The following is a 15,392-nucleotide window of genomic DNA, read 5'->3' as shown; positions in this document are numbered from 1 at the left end:
AAGATTATTTTACTTCAAAAACGAAAGGATAAGCATGTACATGAATACCGAATCTAAATTCGGCCCACAATTTATATAAGCCGGACTTTTCAAATTGAGTATTAAAAATTGTATCATGAACTGAAACGGGATGCACATGAATAAATTGCTCTACAGCTTGATCAATAATTACAACGTGACCTAGTGCACCTAAATAGGGTTCGGGTGTTCCATTAGAAATGGTGAATTCTAACGTGACCTCTTCATCTACTTTAAGTGGATCAGTTATTAGTTCTACTGTCTTCCCACCTATTTCCTTTATTAGGTTTTGATCTTTTTCTAGTGGTTTTGCTAGACCCATAAAAGGGGATGAATTTTTGTTTATCTCTAATCGTATTGGTTTAATAACATAATTTTTCCCTTTTGGGTTTATATCTACAAAGGCTGTATAAGAAGAATAGGACAAAGAAATATCAGTATGAAACTCATTACCTTCTTGTGTCGGATGGAGATGATAAAATTCTTTTAAGTCATTACTAACAACTATCAAATGCATCATTTTTTCATGTGTTTCTTCAAGTAAAGGAATATTCCCCTCCGTATCCTTCAATTTAATTCTTAAATATTTATCCTCATATGAAACCGATACCTCTACTTCACTCTCAAACTTGTTCATATTATGACCTTGATGTTGTTGATGGTGATTGGAATGCTCAGAATGATTTTGCAATGCAATCGCTCCTTATTCAGTTCTAGTTTTTTTTACGAAAGAAAATTTCTTGCTCCCAACTGGATAATGGATGGGTTCGATGCTGAGGTGGTTCTACTGGCATGCTAGGCGCATGTTTCGGCTTATTCTCTTTTCTTGCAGATCTCTCTAAAGATGTTTTAAGTGGTTCCCATTTTTTTAACAGCATGATCATTATGAATAAGATGATTCCAGTCCCACCAAAAATAAACCACGGAAGTTTTCCTCCTGATTCCAACAATCCGCCTCCTATTGATTTACCTCCTGCTTCCCCTAAACCTGACACCACATTCGAAAGGGCGAAAAAGAGACCAATCAATTCAGCTTTCGAAAGTTGAGAAATGGTACTGTCTATTGTTGGTAATATCAACATCTCTCCAATTACGAAAATAGCGGCACTTATAGCTAAGTGAAAAAATGATTGGGAAAAATAAAGGGATGCTATACCTGCTGCAATAAATAATACTCCTGCACCAAGGGCGGAAAGTGGTTGAACTCGTTCAATTATTCTTTTAGTAATAAAGCTTTGAGCTAAAATTACAATCACACTATTGATGGTCCATATTAATGCTACATTCTTTGGCTCCGAAAGAACAACTGTTGCTCTAAGGGGTAATGCAAGTGATAATTGGGCGTATAGTGCCCATATGAAGATACTTGCAATACTAAATACGATAAATGGTTTATTTTTAAAAACTTCCTTATAAGCACCTGCAGGGATGGTAGGACAAGGAGCATCTCCACAATTTTTCGGGAGCAAAATCCAACTTTTTATGGCAACGATTAAATAGATGATTCCGGCTATCCAAAAAATGAGATTCGAAGCACCTGTTACTAAAAAGAATACAACTAATCCAGCAATAGCTGTACCTATATTTGCTGCAATACCTCTCAACGAAAAAGCTGTAGTTTGATTATCCTTTGATGACAGAGCCGCTATCGATGCTTTAGTAGAGGGCGCATTTAAACCAGTCCCAATCCCCATTGTAATCGCCATCAAAACAAGCAAAAAATATCCTTCTATAAAACCAAAGCCAGATATTCCAATTGCCGTTATGAAAGCCCCCAACGCAATGATAAATCTGCGTCCAATTCGGTCAGCCAAAAACCCTCCTACAACGCTACCAATTTGAAAAGCTATAGCAATACTCGCAAGAATGGTTCCTATTTGTACAACGCTCAATCCAGCATCTGTTTTCAAAATTATAGGTAACATTGGCAAAACCATATAAGTACCAATATGTGTCAACAAAACTCCGATAAGCAGGATGAGTAAAGAGCGGTCAAGCTGCTTGAATCTCTTTAATACCATATATCACACCTCATAATAAGTTAATAACAGATGGACACTGAAAATGACTACATTGTTTTATTGCTCTCGTATAAAATCTCCCCGTATTATTAAATTATTATGTGTAACCTTGAATAATTTCGTTTGTAGTTCAAATAATATTTTTGTTTAATAAATCTTATTAGGAGGTTTAAATATGGGTGTAGTTGCAAATGTCAATGATCAATTTCAAGCGTGTATTGATGCTTGTACAAAGTGTGCGCAAGCATGTTATGAATGCTTTAATGCATGTCTAAATGAACCAGATTTAAGTGCAAGAAAAAACTGTGTAAGCATACTAGTAGAGTGTGCAATGATGTGCCAAATGTCTGTTTCAATGATGTCAATGAATGGACAATTTTCTAAAGACCATTGTGAATTATGTGCGAAAATTTGTGAAAAATGTGCAGAAGAGTGTGCAATGTTTAAGGATGATCACTGCCAAAAGTGTGCGGATATTTGCCGTATGTGTGCAGAAGAATGCAGAAAAATGGCTTCTATGTAATTATTACATTAACAATGAAAAACACAGAAAACCCTAGAAGGATGTTCTCTGTGTTTTCATTTTTTATTTTAAAAACGCTCCATAGTTACTTATTTTATATAACCCCTCTTGATAATTTAATCATGAAGGGATTTTTTAATTAGCAGAATAAAATACCATTAAAGCATTAGACGTGTAACGAACAGCTCGATATAGAGCAAGGAAACCATGTTAATCCCTTGTTTTGGTTTATGAGCTATTGAATCACTCCATTTTTCACAATTGTTGTCCACGTTTTTGCATCGTCAGTTGATTTATAAATATCCCCATTAAAACTAACAAAGACTAATTCATTTTCATTGTTGGGATTTTGGGCCATATACATGACTGCATCCTGTTCCAATTTTGGTAAAGGGATTTCCTTTTCACTGCCATCAAGAATTGATTTCTTCATTAATATTGCCTTTCCATTAAATCCACCATACCAAAGATCATCGTCGCTAAAATAAACCGTTGTACCCTGGAATCCATTTGTTAGTAATTCAAACGTTTCTCCACGATCCTCTGATAAATAAATTCCATCTTCCCCTGCTGCAGCAACGATCTCTGCTTTTGTTGGATGTACTGCTAGATGAAATAGGTTTTCCCCTAGATTTTCAGCTTTTACTTTTCTCCAAGATTTAGCATCATCTTCACTAACATATAATCCACCCGCCTCCATTTCAGAATTATTATTTGGTGGAATTGCATAAATTGAATTCGTTTCATAACCTACTCCCATTAGATGAAAGTCGGTTTCACCTAACAATCCAAGAGTTTCAAGTGTTTGTCCATTATCTGTGCTTCTCATAACACCAAATGGGTTAGGGAGACTTGAGTCTTTACCAGGATGACCACTAGAAAAGAAACCTTTCTCTACTGCATTAAAACCCATATAATCATTATTTTCTGCTTTTGTTTTATACCACTTACCATTAGTAAATATTTTCAAACCATCATGTGCTGCAAAAAAGATTGCATTTTGATTGCCAGCGTAGCCTAATCCATGAACATGATCAATAGAACCCTCAAAGGACTCGAAATAAGGATCTTCTTCAATATTAGAAGTAGATTGAGACAAGTCTTGATTGATCTGTTCGCCATCTTCACTTGTTTGCTCAGTTTCTTTATCAGTTGGTTCTATTTCTTCATTCATTTTTTTACTTTCTAGATCCGGTTGTCCTGTTCCTTGATTTGATAGATCTTGCTCACTATTCTCAACCTGACCGCATGCAGCAAAGCCGAATAATAAGAAAGTTGTACTGATTAAGATAATTAGTTTTTTCATTGTGAAGTCACTCCTAAAGTTTCTATTTTTATGATTGAATTATCGTTATTTATCCCCAATAGGTTATTGTATCTAGCACCCCAATCACTACCATAAACGAACCTGCACTTTTTTGAACAATCGTTCCTACATTTCGACTTTTCTTTAAAAAGATACTCCCTAAGTCAAAATACCAGATTAGAAAAATGGCGATAATTAGTGGTATAGAGGTCCCAATTGCAAATACACTTGGTAGAATTGCGCCATAAGATGTGGATAAGACTAAAGGAATTAATGTTACAAAAAACAAAACAAACATTGTTGGACAAAAGCCTAATGAAAAGCTAAACCCTAATAAAAAAGCGCCTAATTTCCCTTTTTTTATGAATCTGTCAGGTATTTCTCCTAACTTAATAGTCCATCTCATTTTAAAGTAACCCATTAAATAGAATCCAATTAAAATTAAAATTGGACCAACCATTTTACGCACCCATGGAAACAGTAATGTTAAATTTGCACGGAATTCTTGTCCCAATAACCAAACTAAAAAACCTAACCCTGAAAATACAACAATCTTCCCTATGATAAAGAAACCGACCTCAACCCAGGCAAGCTTTTTCTGAATTGAACTGTTTCCATAAATGGTAATTGCTCCAAGATTGCCAGTAAGCTGACACGGAACCAATGAACCGACAAGACCTAGCAACAATGCCGCAAGCATTGGTAAGCCATCTACAGTGTAGAACATATTCATAAATGGCTCACTCAGTATATTACTTATCTTGGATAAAAGTTGATACATGTTACACCACTCCTAGTCTTCTCTATATCATTCGTCTCTACTAAACTACAATAACCCACTATTCACAATCAATTATACTACCATATAAATGTGTAGAAATTGTGAAGATGAATAGAAAAAATGGGTTACACTATAAGTAGATTACAAAGGTAATGTATTGTGGAGTTTAGTTGGGATAAAAAAACGTAAGTCTATATGACTACTTAGAAAATAACGCTGAACACATACAACAGCAAAAAAAGACAACGTAGAACCGTTGCCTTATTGCTATTTTACTAATAATAACTGGCTCCTTCATGTATTCAAAGGTATTTTAGGCGCGTAAGCATTCCACCAGGTGAAACGCCATTATTTGTTTTATGGAATGGCTTTGTACCATTCAATGGCCATATTCCAGGGTTATTTGCAATGAATTCAATATTATATCGTTTCTCCTGCAACAGCCTTAACCATATAATTAGTTGATACTAAGTCAATATGGATTAATTTATGTGGGGTTGTTGTTAAAGATTTGTATCTTATAATTATTGAAGAATGGAAAAGGAAATCTTCATAAATTCCACATAAGTTCTCCACAAGTTCTTCATTCCTGAGAGGTAAGATAAAATCATGAAAGGAGATGTTAGAAATGAAAAAAGCAGTGATAGGTATTTTAAGTGCAGCATTTATCTTAGGAGCAGGAACATTTACTTATGCTCAGGCTAACGGAAACGGGGAGGGACTACTAAACTTCGGACAAATGAAGCCTTATATGGAAGAAATGCATCCTGATTTATCAACAAAAGAATTAAAAGAAATGTACGACACTTGCCATGGAGAAGGTGGCATGATGCAAAATGGAAATTCAGAAAACATTATGAATAGTCTTTAAATATGAGGTGATTCCTAAATGATGGGTGTACATGGCGTTAGCATGGTGGGTTATGGACTTCTAGGGTGGATACTAAACCTAGTCGTGATTGGAATCGTGGTGTATGCTTCTGTAAATCTAGCATTAAGAAAAAATAGATAGATTTAGAAATAAAAAGGATTGGTCCTCAATCCTTTTTATTTTTTTACATAATAAACGAGGTGACTGATACTGATCAATCACCTGTAATCTAAAAAGATTAATTTCCTAAAGCTTTCTCTATTTCTTTTCCTAGTTGCTTTTCACTCTTAGTAAGACCTTCCATCCTGAAAATTAGCTCATCATTTTCATCCAAAATAAATGTTTCTGGGTGTGATTGAATGTTAAACTTCTCGATAACCGGAATTGCATCTTCCCGATTATATTCAACAAAATAGAATTTTACTTTTTCTCCATATTTCTCTTTTAAAGAAGCCATCACGGGCTTCTGAGCTTCACAAGTTCCTCAACCCTGTGGGTGATGCGGTGTCGGATCTGAATAAACAAAGATTACTTTAGGCACGTCTAAGTCTTCTTCAATATTGTAATTTTCATCTCCAACAAAATCCTGATTACTTGCTAGTGTTTGCGACTCAGTTTCTTTACCATTATTATTATTAATGACGAAAATGGCCACGAACAACATGACAACAGCCCCAAAATACAAAACTACCTTTTTCATTTTACACACCTCCTCGTTGGATACTATCATTACAAAAATATGTGCAGATATCGTTGATATAAAAAGGAAGTTTTGTGAACAGAGACGTAAATATTATATCTAATTATATTGGTAGATTATTTATTAATTTGCTATTACTTGGTTAGGCATTAATTATGAATTCTACTTATTGGGTACAAACAGACTGAGATGTATATGTTGTTTTCAACTTTACAAAAGGCTGTTTTCACAAACTTTGTTGCTTTAAGCGTACATAGAAATCAGTATTAAACCATGTATAGTGGCATCTTTTCTTCCGAAACTATCCTTTATTTTGTTTGATTCAAAATACAGTCTTAATAAAAGGTACCCTAATAGCAACAATCTTTCAGAAAAGTGCCTTACAAAACAAAGAAAAGCCTGGCTCAAATCATGCCAGGCTCCCTCCTCTCTTTCCCATAATCTTACCTACATATTTTAAAATTGTTTTTTCACCAGTGTTGTCAGTTCATTTATCTCCTTCCGAAGCTTTTCATTCTCCATTTCTAGATTCTTCACTTTTGATAAGACACCATTTGGTAAATGAGAATCATGATTTTGGTGGGAGTCGTTTCTATGACTATGCTTATGTCCACCTAAATGTCCCTTCATACAGAAAATCATCATTAACGGACATAACAACAAAAGTAATAATGAAAACCATTCCATTGTAATCACACCTTCTTTTTTTCTTTAGTTTGAATTAAAAATAAGGATTTTTTATCGAGAAATTGTGTACAAATTTTCACATTCTTGAGTAATAGCTTTTATTCTTTTAAGGCTTTATTTATGAGCTGATAATCAATTCATCAGTCACTCCTTCATCTGTTTCGATTTCGATTATAACCTTATGTGGAATACAGACAATTGTCTGTCCCGGTTTATTAATATATCCACGTCTGACACAAATTTGTTCAGGACATGTAGAACGCTTTACTCGAATCTGCTCATTCGTAATCTCAACTGCATTTAGATCACATTCTATTTCAGGTATGTTCAAAAATTGATTCCCTGTATTTCCAGTAAGTGTTATTCGCTCAATTTCTTGATTTCGAGCCGAAATAACTGCAACATTCATTGAATTTTCCGTTATTTTCCCTGCTTGAACATAACTAAAAATAAAAACTGGCAGAAAAGAAAGGGAAACAAGAACTACAATAATAACTATATCCCACTGTTTGATCATGCTGAAAAAGGCTTTCAATATAACGACCACCTTTAATGGTATAGATTAGTCAATCCATTTATAACCTACTCCCCATACCGACTGTAGATGGTCATCAATCGGAAAGTCAACTTGACGCAGTTTATCTCTTATATTCCTAATATGAGAATCAATCGTCCGAACCTCTGTATTTGTGTCATACCCCCAAATCTGTTCGATTAACTGTTCACGAGAATAGACTCTGTTCCGATTGTTAAGTAGTAAACCGATTAATAAAAATTCCTTAGGTGTTAAAGATAGCTTCGTTTCTTTATAGGTCACTTCTCTTTGATTTTCATCCCATTTCAATTGTTTAAATTCCACGATAGAAGCATGCTTCGTCCTTCTAAAAATAGTTTCGATTCTGGCAATAAGTTCATTTTCATCAAATGGCTTCGTAATATAGTCATCCGCCCCTATCGTTAATCCCTTGACAATATCGCTTTTTTGTTCACGCGCAGTTAACATGATAATTGGAACATTAGAAAATTCACGTATCTTTTTACAGGTTGTCCATCCGTCCATTTCTGGCATCATAATATCCAATAAAACAAGGTCAACCTGTTCATTTTCTATAAAGGTAATTGCTTCTTTCCCTGAATACGTTTTATAACACTTATACCCTTTTGGCATTAAATAAAGTGATAAAAGATCAATCATCCTTTCTTCATCATCTATCAATAAGATTTTTTTCATATCCTTATGTCCTCCTTAATTGGATTGTAATCGTCGTTCCTTTCCCAAGTTCACTCTTTGCGGTCACGACTCCTCCATGTGCCTCCACTATTTCTTTTACGATGGCTAATCCTAATCCAGCGCCACCACTTTTTCTCGCTCTTGATTTATCAACCCTGTAAAGTCGGTCAAAAATATATGGTAAATCTTTAGGTGGGATACCTTCACCGGAGTCTATAACTGTTATAAATATATTTTCCTCATTACTAGATACTCTAATTTCTACAACATCTTTTGAATTTGAATATTTTAAGGCATTATCTAATAAATTGATAAGTACTTGCTCAAACCGATTTGGGTCTACTGAAATTTGTAGATCCTTTACTGGATCATACTGCAACCCAATTCCTTTTTCAGAAAAAGCAGGTCTCATTTTCATTACCAAATTAGTTAGAAATTGGTTTACGTTAACCATTTCTTGATGAATAACAAAGCTATGCTGATCGATTTTTGCTAATTCAAACAAATCTTTAACAAGTCTTGAAATATGGCTTGCTTCTTCAACAATTATCGCTAAATATTTATTGCGCTCTTTCTCAGACAACCCTTCTTTTTTAGCTAAATCAGCATATCCTTTTACATAGGTTAAAGGGGTCCGTAATTCATGTGAAATACTTGCTAAAAATTCATTCCGTTCTTCTTTTAAATGATGGAGATCCTCAGCTAACTTTTGGATACTTCGTGATAGTTCACCAAGCTCATCATTACTTGTAATTTCAGTAAGAGATACTGAAAAATCACCTTTACTAAGTGATTTTGTTGCTTGCTTCATTTTTATTAATGGGAGGGTAATCGCCCTTGTAAGAAAGAAAATGGTGATAATTGTTACTACAAACGCCAATGCCCCTACAAGGATAAAATGTTTCTTTAATTGCAAGATCATTTTTTGAATATAAATTGTATCTTTAAACATAAATACATGTCCGACTAGTTTATTATCGATCATGACTGGACTAACCGAAGAGATCGTTAATTCTGTTTTCCACCGGCCTTCTACAATTTTACCTTCTGTTGGAATTGATGATTTCTCAGTTTGTAGCAAATCCTGCATTTCAGGTGTTAATTCATTAGAAGCTGCAAGGATTGCACCTTCATGCGACATTATGACAACATCAGTAACAGCTTCTGTTTCCATTAAGGCGACATGATTAATCGTTGGTTTATCAAAATGCTTTTGCAGGATATTGCGATGACTATTTCCCCTCGCTTGTAGTTCTGCCAATTCTTCTTCAACACGATTATTCACTAAACCTGAATATAAAAAATAAAATAGGATTAATTCGATAATCACTAAAAAAATGAAAAATAACAAACCGAGCTTAACCGAAAGTTTATTCATGCATTCATTTCTCCTATTATTTACTTCCCATTTCTCTCCTAAAGTCTATCACGATAATGACTAACTATTTCTGCCCCACGTTATATTTTTATCAGAAAACAGGGGTAGTCCTTCTACATCTTGATTATGCATATTGAGATTAGTATCGATTCCATCATATCTATATTCATACAACATATAGCGATTAATCATACATCCTCCCAATATTACAATAGTTAACATGATGATTCCAAAGATAATGAATGTTGACTTTTTCACTTTTCTCCCCCCATTCCTTATGATTACTTTCTCAAGTAATTGTGCAGAAAGGGTGAATAAATGATTAATTTCTTGTGAATATTTTTATAAGGTTATTTTTGCAAACTGCTTTTCTTATGTAGTAGAACGCTCATTGATCGTATTGGTAAGGTATTTTTTTCGGTTTATTTTCAATGTATGCCTTGAGCACATTTCTTACTCTTGCATCAGCTTAATACCATAAATATTCCAGAAAAGAGCCTTATATAAAAAAATTAACACCAGTTTTTAACAACTGGTGTTATTATTCAATTTCCACTTATCGAACTGGTTTCCAATTACGAAGGAATAATGTATTTCCAACAACCGAGACAGAACTAAATGCCATTGCTCCACCAGCAAGGATTGGGTTTAAAAGACCGATTGCAGCAACTGGAATAAGAATGACATTATAAGCAAACGCCCAAAATAGATTTTGCCGGATCTTCCTCATAGTAGCTTTGGAGAGACTGATGATATCAACGATTCCCATTAAATCTCCACGCATTAAGGTAATATCGGCTGCCTCCATCGCTACATCGGTTCCTGTACCAATTGCAATCCCAACATCAGCAGCAGCAAGAGCAGGGGCATCATTGATACCATCTCCAACCATCGCAACCACTTTACCTTTCTGTTTTAGTATTTCTACCTCAGCTGATTTATCTTCCGGGAGAACCTCTGCAAGGACTTGATCTACCCCCACTTGTTTAGCTATTGCTTTTGCTGTGAGCTGATTGTCACCAGTAATCATAATCACTTCAATTCCCATCTGCTTCATTACTCTAATCGCTTCAGACGATGTTTCTTTAACAGTATCTGCTACAGCAATGATTGCTGCGAGACTTCCGTCAACAGCCATAAGCATAGCCGTTTTCCCTTCGCCTTCAAGTTTCTCCATCCGACTAAGAGCGTTCGTTATTTCTACATTGTTTTTAATCATTAACTTTTTGTTACCAATTAACACCAATTTATTATTAATTTTCACTTCAATTCCATGTCCTGGTATGGCATGGAAATTTTCGCTATCCTGAAGCTGAAGTCCTTTTTCTTTTGCTTTATTGACGATAGCTTCTCCAAGAGGATGCTCTGACCCTTTTTCAGCTGATGCAGCCATCTGCAATAAATCATCCTCTGAGAAGTTGCCGTACGTGACGATATCAGTCACATCTGGTTCACCTTTTGTAATTGTGCCTGTCTTATCCAAGACTACTGTTGTTACACGTTGAGACTTTTGAAGATGCTCTGCTCCTTTAATAAGAAGTCCATATTCAGCACCTTTACCTGTACCAACCATAACAGCTGTCGGAGTTGCCAATCCTAATGCACAAGGGCATGCAATTACCAATACAGCGATAGTACTTACTAAGGCAGGTATAAATCCTACCAAGAAGTAAGTGATGGCAAACGTAAATAATGCAATAACAATGACAATTGGAACAAAGATTCCAGAGATTTTATCTACTAGATGCTGGATCGGTGCCTTCGAGCCTTGGGCTTCTTCTACAAGCTTGATGATTTGAGAAAGAGCTGTATCTTTCCCAACTTTTTTTGCTTTAAATTTGAAAGCACCATGTTTATTAACAGTCGCACCAATTACGGTGTCACCAATTTTCTTGCTTACAGGCATACTCTCACCCGTTAACATCGACTCATCAACGGTTGTACTTCCATCGATTATTTCTCCATCAACTGGAACTTTTTCACCTGCTCGAACAAATAGTACGTCTCCCACTTGTACATCTTCAAGTGGTATGTCGATTTCCTCACCACCTCTTATGACACGAGCCGTTTTCGCTTGAAGTCCCATCAATTTCTTAATCGCTTCTGATGTTTGTCCTTTTGCTCTTGTTTCAAGTAATTTCCCGAGAACAATCAATGTCATAACGATTACCGCGGCTTCATAATATAAAAATTGCCCCGTTCCCAATATTGTTACGATTAAACTATAAAAATAAGCTGCCGATGTACCAAGTACAACGAGTACTGCCATATTTGCACTACCCCCACGTACAGCATTGTAAGCATCACGATAATAATGACCACCCACGTAGAACTGGACAGGAGTTGCTAGTAAGAATTGTACCCATGGACTCATATGGAAAAATCCACCGTTACCATATTCCATTGTAAAATCCGAAATCATTTGCACTAAGAAAAAGATGGATAACAATGCACCGACAGTAAATTTTGTTTTTTGAATTTTATAGGCTTGCTCTCGTGCACTTCGTTCGTAGTCTCCATCCGCTTCACCTCTTAATTTAGCTCCATACCCGGCTTTTTTTATTGCAGCAATTAGTTGATCGATTGTGGTTTTTCCCGGAATAAACTCAACATTTGCTTTCTCTGTTGCTAAATTTACGACTGCATCTGTTACCCCATCAACCTTGTTTAACACTTTTTCAATACGTGTTGCACATGCTGCACATGTCATGCCAGTAATGTTAAAATTCACTTTTTCTTCCTGAACACCGTACCCAGTCTTTTTTATTTTTGCAATAATCTCTTCAACAGAAGCCTCATCAGGATTATACGTTACCGATGCTTTTTCTGTAGCAAGATTAACATTTGCTTTTTGGACACCAGGGACTTTACCAATATTTTTCTCAATTCGAGAAGCACATGCAGCACAAGTCATACCCGTTATGCTCAATGAGACATTCTCACCTGCATTTGAATTTGACCGAACCCTCGTATTTGTTTGTTCTGCCATTAACATTATCCTCCAATCATCAGTTAGGGTCTAAAGTTTCACTTATTTTATTGAAATCTTCGTATCAAAATGATTATATAAATACAATTTAACCACGCTAATGTAAATATACCTGTCTAGGGTATATTAATTTGTAAAAGAGAGCGTGCTAATGTGTTAGCACGTTATCTCTCATCTCTTATTTAACATCATAACCTTGATCATCAATAGTTTCTTTTATCACCTCAAGAGTCACTTCATTAGAATTATATTCAACATCGACAGTCCCATTCTCAAGATGCACTTTTACATTTGAAACACCTTTTAGATCTCCAACGCTTCCTTCTACTGCCTTTACACAATGACCACAAGACATTCCTTCTACATTAAGAGTTACTTTTTCCACTCTAATCATCCTCCCTATTATTTTTTCATTAATTTATGGATCGTTACAAGGACTTCATCTAAAACTTCTAAATCACCATCTTGAAGTCTTTCGACAACACATTCTTTCATATGAGCTTCTAGAAGAATTCTTGCAACACTATTTAAAGCTGCTTGACTTGCTGAAATTTGAGTAATGACATCATCACAGTAAGTATCCCTTTCGATTAATTTCTTTATGCCCCGAATTTGCCCTTCAATCCGATTCAATCTAGAAACCAAGTTCTGTTTTACTTTACTGGAATGATGACTTTTTAATTCGCTTGAAATGGAACAACAACCTTCCTCAGAAGTTTTACTATTTTCTATTTTGGGTATCATTTCGTTACACCTCCTCATAACTCATAATACCATACCCCTGCACCCTATATACAGTGTCAATATTGTGACAATATATTCATATAATCAGTTTAAAGTAAAATTAGTAACTTCCAGCGGTAAAAAGAACTGGCAGCGACTTTTACCAAAACTTACAGTGGAATTGTCACTTATAGGTTGTTTCAAAACATGCCTAACGCAATATTCTTTTTCATGATTGATATTTAATCTTCATTATTTCTAATATCTTCTTCAATTAATAATTCTTTCGGAGTCTAACATACGGCATCTTCATTATTGAACCAAATAATAGATTACTAAAGAAAGAATCATTAACCCTATTACAACAAGGGCTGTTTTCATAAAGTCATTCTTTTTAATAACATTTCCCTTAGGTGTTGATTTATCTTTCTTCCTGACTATCATTAGGATAATCGCAAAGATGATACCAATTAAGCTCATAATGTGACTTACACTAAAAGGACCAAAGACCATTGGATTTAGTCTAGAAAACTCTACGATTGCACGAATTATCAAAAATCCAATAAGATAATGAATAAAAATTTGACCAGTATAGGCAGGTCTTTTCAAGCGGAGGAATAAATAGCCAAACAACAAATAATCTAACAAAAATTCATATGCTTGAGCAGGGTGTAGATATTCCCCATTTACCTCTATCCCCCAAGGTAACGCATTAGAGATTGGCCCTCCAAACACATCACATCCAATCCTACTAATTCCTTGTGCTAATATTAGTGCAGGAGCAACAGCATCCAACGTTTTCCATATAGGTATCTTGTGATGCCTTAGAAAGAAATATCCAACAAGTAACCCGCCTACTAGACCTCCATGAATCGATAGGCCACCTTCGTGAATGGAAAGGATGTTAATTGGGTTAGATATATAGTAGGAAGGATTATAAATTAATACATATATAATTCTAGCTCCGATAATTCCTCCTATTAAAGAATAAAAAACACCATCAAACAATACTTTATGGTCTAGTCCTTTCTGTTTCGCTAACTTCATAAAAAGTAATATTGCGACTAACACACCTATGGCGATCATCACACCAAAAAAGTAAATTGTGAATGGACCTATACTAACTAACGGTTTCATCTCTATTTTCCTCGTTTCCTTATCCATTTTATTAATCATCTAAAATAATCACTTCTGATGATTTCCTTTATCTTAATTTGCAAAAATGGAGTTTTTGTCGAGAAAATTTGTATAAATTATAACTATAGTTAGCAACATCATTTTGAAAGGAAATAATAGTGAGTTTATTCACTTTTTGTTCACAAGATCTATGATTGAAATCCATCAAATCTTCATATTTTGAATTTAGTATTTATTTGGAAGGAGGAATATTATGAATAATCAAATAAATCGCCGGGAGTTTCTAAAGGGAAGTGTAAAAGGAACAGTAGGTTTTTTGGCAATTTCAGTTTTACCACTAGGTTTAGTAGCATGTAACACCGAAAAGATTGATACCAGTGCGATGGCCAATTTAGGTTCTGTTACTGAATTAAAAAAAGGTCCCTTCCCTAAGAAAGTGCCATATAAAGTAACCATTCAAGATGCCTGGGTTAAACAAGAAAGAGATGGATTTGTTTATGTAAATATAAACAAAGAAGATGATTCATTGCTTATCATGTCACCAATATGCACTCATCTTGGATGTACAGCTCAAACAGCTGAAGAAAGTAAACAAGAAAATGGCATCGCATTTTTTTGTCCTTGTCACGGCGGCGAATATGATGAATACGGAATAAACGTTGGTGGTCCTCCACCACGACCTTTAGATCTTCATAAATCCTTTTTACAAGATGGAAATGTCTATATTCCAGTATTAAGTGTTGAGGAAAGAAAATAGGAAATTACATTATGAATTTTTTATTTCTATGTTACTATAATTCGTTTAGTAAAAAGGCAAGTGTTGAATCACACTTGCCTCAGACTGTCGACAAATTCGAATAAATTCGGATTTGTTGGCAGTCTTTTTTGTATAATTAAGGTACAGAGAAATTTATTGGGGTGAATGAAATGCTAACTAAAAATACACAGATGAATCGTGACCAAATAGAAATGATAGCTTTAGAACAACTTGTGCCTGCGGACCATTTGGTCCGCAAGATTGAGGCTG

Annotated in this window: 18 protein-coding genes; 4 read left to right on the top strand and 14 right to left on the bottom strand. The window is 35.0% G+C overall.

Annotated elements, in window-relative coordinates; all coding sequences use genetic code 11:
- Positions 1–4: 4 nt before the first annotated feature.
- A complete protein-coding gene (locus F7888_RS02255; protein ID WP_225228562.1) occupies positions 5–709 on the bottom strand; it encodes a hypothetical protein in 705 nt (234 codons plus the stop codon).
- A gap of 22 nt (positions 710–731) precedes the next feature.
- A complete protein-coding gene (locus tag F7888_RS02250) occupies positions 732–2,039 on the bottom strand; it encodes an MDR family MFS transporter (RefSeq protein WP_191776830.1) in 1,308 nt (435 codons plus the stop codon).
- A 175-nt stretch (positions 2,040–2,214) separates the two neighbouring features.
- On the opposite strand from F7888_RS02250, the gene F7888_RS02245 reads away from it, so the two are divergent.
- Complete coding sequence (locus F7888_RS02245) at positions 2,215–2,562, top strand: four-helix bundle copper-binding protein (protein WP_191776828.1); 348 nt, start codon at positions 2,215–2,217, stop codon at positions 2,560–2,562.
- A 235-nt stretch (positions 2,563–2,797) separates the two neighbouring features.
- Here the strand turns inward: F7888_RS02245 and F7888_RS02240 are convergent, their stop codons facing one another.
- On the bottom strand, positions 2,798–3,868 hold the full coding sequence (locus F7888_RS02240) for a F510_1955 family glycosylhydrolase (RefSeq protein ID WP_191776826.1): 1,071 nt from the start codon (positions 3,866–3,868) through the stop codon (positions 2,798–2,800).
- A gap of 49 nt (positions 3,869–3,917) precedes the next feature.
- A complete protein-coding gene (locus F7888_RS02235) occupies positions 3,918–4,649 on the bottom strand; it encodes an urease accessory protein UreH domain-containing protein (protein WP_191776824.1) in 732 nt (243 codons plus the stop codon).
- Between the two features lie 628 nt (positions 4,650–5,277).
- Here F7888_RS02235 and F7888_RS02230 point away from each other — a divergent pair.
- A complete protein-coding gene (locus F7888_RS02230; protein ID WP_191776822.1) occupies positions 5,278–5,520 on the top strand; it encodes a hypothetical protein in 243 nt (80 codons plus the stop codon).
- A gap of 18 nt (positions 5,521–5,538) precedes the next feature.
- Complete coding sequence (locus F7888_RS22790) at positions 5,539–5,661, top strand: hypothetical protein (RefSeq protein WP_263601176.1); 123 nt, start codon at positions 5,539–5,541, stop codon at positions 5,659–5,661.
- 97 nt (positions 5,662–5,758) lie between these two features.
- Here the strand turns inward: F7888_RS22790 and F7888_RS02225 are convergent, their stop codons facing one another.
- The 10 genes from F7888_RS02225 to lgt form a co-directional block, all read right to left on the bottom strand.
- A complete protein-coding gene (locus tag F7888_RS02225) occupies positions 5,759–5,977 on the bottom strand; it encodes a thioredoxin domain-containing protein (RefSeq protein ID WP_191776820.1) in 219 nt (72 codons plus the stop codon).
- A gap of 27 nt (positions 5,978–6,004) precedes the next feature.
- The gene (locus F7888_RS02220) at positions 6,005–6,220 is read right to left on the bottom strand and encodes a hypothetical protein (RefSeq protein ID WP_191776817.1); all 216 of its coding nucleotides are present in this window, start codon (positions 6,218–6,220) and stop codon (positions 6,005–6,007) included.
- 456 nt (positions 6,221–6,676) lie between these two features.
- A complete protein-coding gene (locus tag F7888_RS02215) occupies positions 6,677–6,907 on the bottom strand; it encodes a DUF2933 domain-containing protein (protein WP_191776815.1) in 231 nt (76 codons plus the stop codon).
- Positions 6,908–7,025: 118 nt separating this feature from the next.
- Entirely contained in the window at positions 7,026–7,442 is a 417-nt protein-coding gene (locus tag F7888_RS02210) for a NusG domain II-containing protein (protein WP_225228561.1), read from the bottom strand.
- Between the two features lie 27 nt (positions 7,443–7,469).
- Positions 7,470–8,138 carry a response regulator transcription factor gene (locus tag F7888_RS02205; protein ID WP_191776813.1) on the bottom strand — a complete coding sequence of 223 codons (669 nt, stop codon included), beginning with the start codon at positions 8,136–8,138 and terminating at the stop codon, positions 7,470–7,472.
- Between the two features lie 4 nt (positions 8,139–8,142).
- Complete coding sequence (locus tag F7888_RS02200) at positions 8,143–9,516, bottom strand: HAMP domain-containing sensor histidine kinase (RefSeq protein WP_191776811.1); 1,374 nt, start codon at positions 9,514–9,516, stop codon at positions 8,143–8,145.
- Between the two features lie 556 nt (positions 9,517–10,072).
- On the bottom strand, positions 10,073–12,505 hold the full coding sequence (locus F7888_RS02195; RefSeq protein WP_191776809.1) for a heavy metal translocating P-type ATPase: 2,433 nt from the start codon (positions 12,503–12,505) through the stop codon (positions 10,073–10,075).
- 178 nt (positions 12,506–12,683) lie between these two features.
- Positions 12,684–12,890, bottom strand: coding sequence for a copper chaperone CopZ (gene copZ / locus F7888_RS02190; RefSeq protein ID WP_191776807.1), 207 nt, complete (start codon positions 12,888–12,890; stop codon positions 12,684–12,686).
- Positions 12,891–12,907: 17 nt separating this feature from the next.
- Positions 12,908–13,249 (bottom strand): metal-sensitive transcriptional regulator, encoded by a 342-nt coding sequence (locus F7888_RS02185; protein ID WP_225228559.1) that lies wholly within the window; start codon positions 13,247–13,249, stop codon positions 12,908–12,910.
- Positions 13,250–13,540: 291 nt separating this feature from the next.
- Complete coding sequence (gene lgt, locus F7888_RS02180; protein ID WP_225228558.1) at positions 13,541–14,404, bottom strand: prolipoprotein diacylglyceryl transferase; 864 nt, start codon at positions 14,402–14,404, stop codon at positions 13,541–13,543.
- 214 nt (positions 14,405–14,618) lie between these two features.
- Here lgt and F7888_RS02175 point away from each other — a divergent pair, with 214 nt between their 5' ends.
- A complete protein-coding gene (locus F7888_RS02175) occupies positions 14,619–15,122 on the top strand; it encodes a QcrA and Rieske domain-containing protein (protein ID WP_191776804.1) in 504 nt (167 codons plus the stop codon).
- The last annotated feature ends 270 nt before the right edge of the window (positions 15,123–15,392 follow it).

The organism is Litchfieldia stipae (genome assembly GCF_014837155.1).
Lineage (GTDB): Bacteria > Bacillota > Bacilli > Bacillales > Bacillaceae_L > Litchfieldia.
The sequence above is the reverse complement of the archived record's forward strand: the minus strand, read 5'-3'. Positions and strand labels throughout refer to the sequence as shown.

What these genes read in the sequence shown, in the direction of transcription:
- F7888_RS02230 (WP_191776822.1), top strand. Translation starts at nt 5,278, where the DNA reads ATGAAAAAAGCAGTGATAGGTATTTTAAGTGCAGCATTTATCTTAGGA.
- F7888_RS02195 (WP_191776809.1), bottom strand. Translation starts at nt 12,505, where the DNA reads ATGGCAGAACAAACAAATACGAGGGTTCGGTCAAATTCAAATGCAGGT.
- F7888_RS02175 (WP_191776804.1), top strand. Translation starts at nt 14,619, where the DNA reads ATGAATAATCAAATAAATCGCCGGGAGTTTCTAAAGGGAAGTGTAAAA.
- F7888_RS02215 (WP_191776815.1), bottom strand. Translation starts at nt 6,907, where the DNA reads ATGGAATGGTTTTCATTATTACTTTTGTTGTTATGTCCGTTAATGATG.
- F7888_RS02240 (WP_191776826.1), bottom strand. Translation starts at nt 3,868, where the DNA reads ATGAAAAAACTAATTATCTTAATCAGTACAACTTTCTTATTATTCGGC.
- F7888_RS02220 (WP_191776817.1), bottom strand. Translation starts at nt 6,220, where the DNA reads ATGAAAAAGGTAGTTTTGTATTTTGGGGCTGTTGTCATGTTGTTCGTG.
- F7888_RS02225 (WP_191776820.1), bottom strand. Translation starts at nt 5,977, where the DNA reads ATGGCTTCTTTAAAAGAGAAATATGGAGAAAAAGTAAAATTCTATTTT.
- F7888_RS22790 (WP_263601176.1), top strand. Translation starts at nt 5,539, where the DNA reads ATGATGGGTGTACATGGCGTTAGCATGGTGGGTTATGGACTTCTAGGG.
- F7888_RS02205 (WP_191776813.1), bottom strand. Translation starts at nt 8,138, where the DNA reads ATGAAAAAAATCTTATTGATAGATGATGAAGAAAGGATGATTGATCTT.
- F7888_RS02245 (WP_191776828.1), top strand. Translation starts at nt 2,215, where the DNA reads ATGGGTGTAGTTGCAAATGTCAATGATCAATTTCAAGCGTGTATTGAT.
- F7888_RS02185 (WP_225228559.1), bottom strand. Translation starts at nt 13,249, where the DNA reads ATGATACCCAAAATAGAAAATAGTAAAACTTCTGAGGAAGGTTGTTGT.
- F7888_RS02235 (WP_191776824.1), bottom strand. Translation starts at nt 4,649, where the DNA reads ATGTATCAACTTTTATCCAAGATAAGTAATATACTGAGTGAGCCATTT.
- F7888_RS02250 (WP_191776830.1), bottom strand. Translation starts at nt 2,039, where the DNA reads ATGGTATTAAAGAGATTCAAGCAGCTTGACCGCTCTTTACTCATCCTG.
- F7888_RS02200 (WP_191776811.1), bottom strand. Translation starts at nt 9,516, where the DNA reads ATGAATAAACTTTCGGTTAAGCTCGGTTTGTTATTTTTCATTTTTTTA.
- lgt (WP_225228558.1), bottom strand. Translation starts at nt 14,404, where the DNA reads ATGATTAATAAAATGGATAAGGAAACGAGGAAAATAGAGATGAAACCG.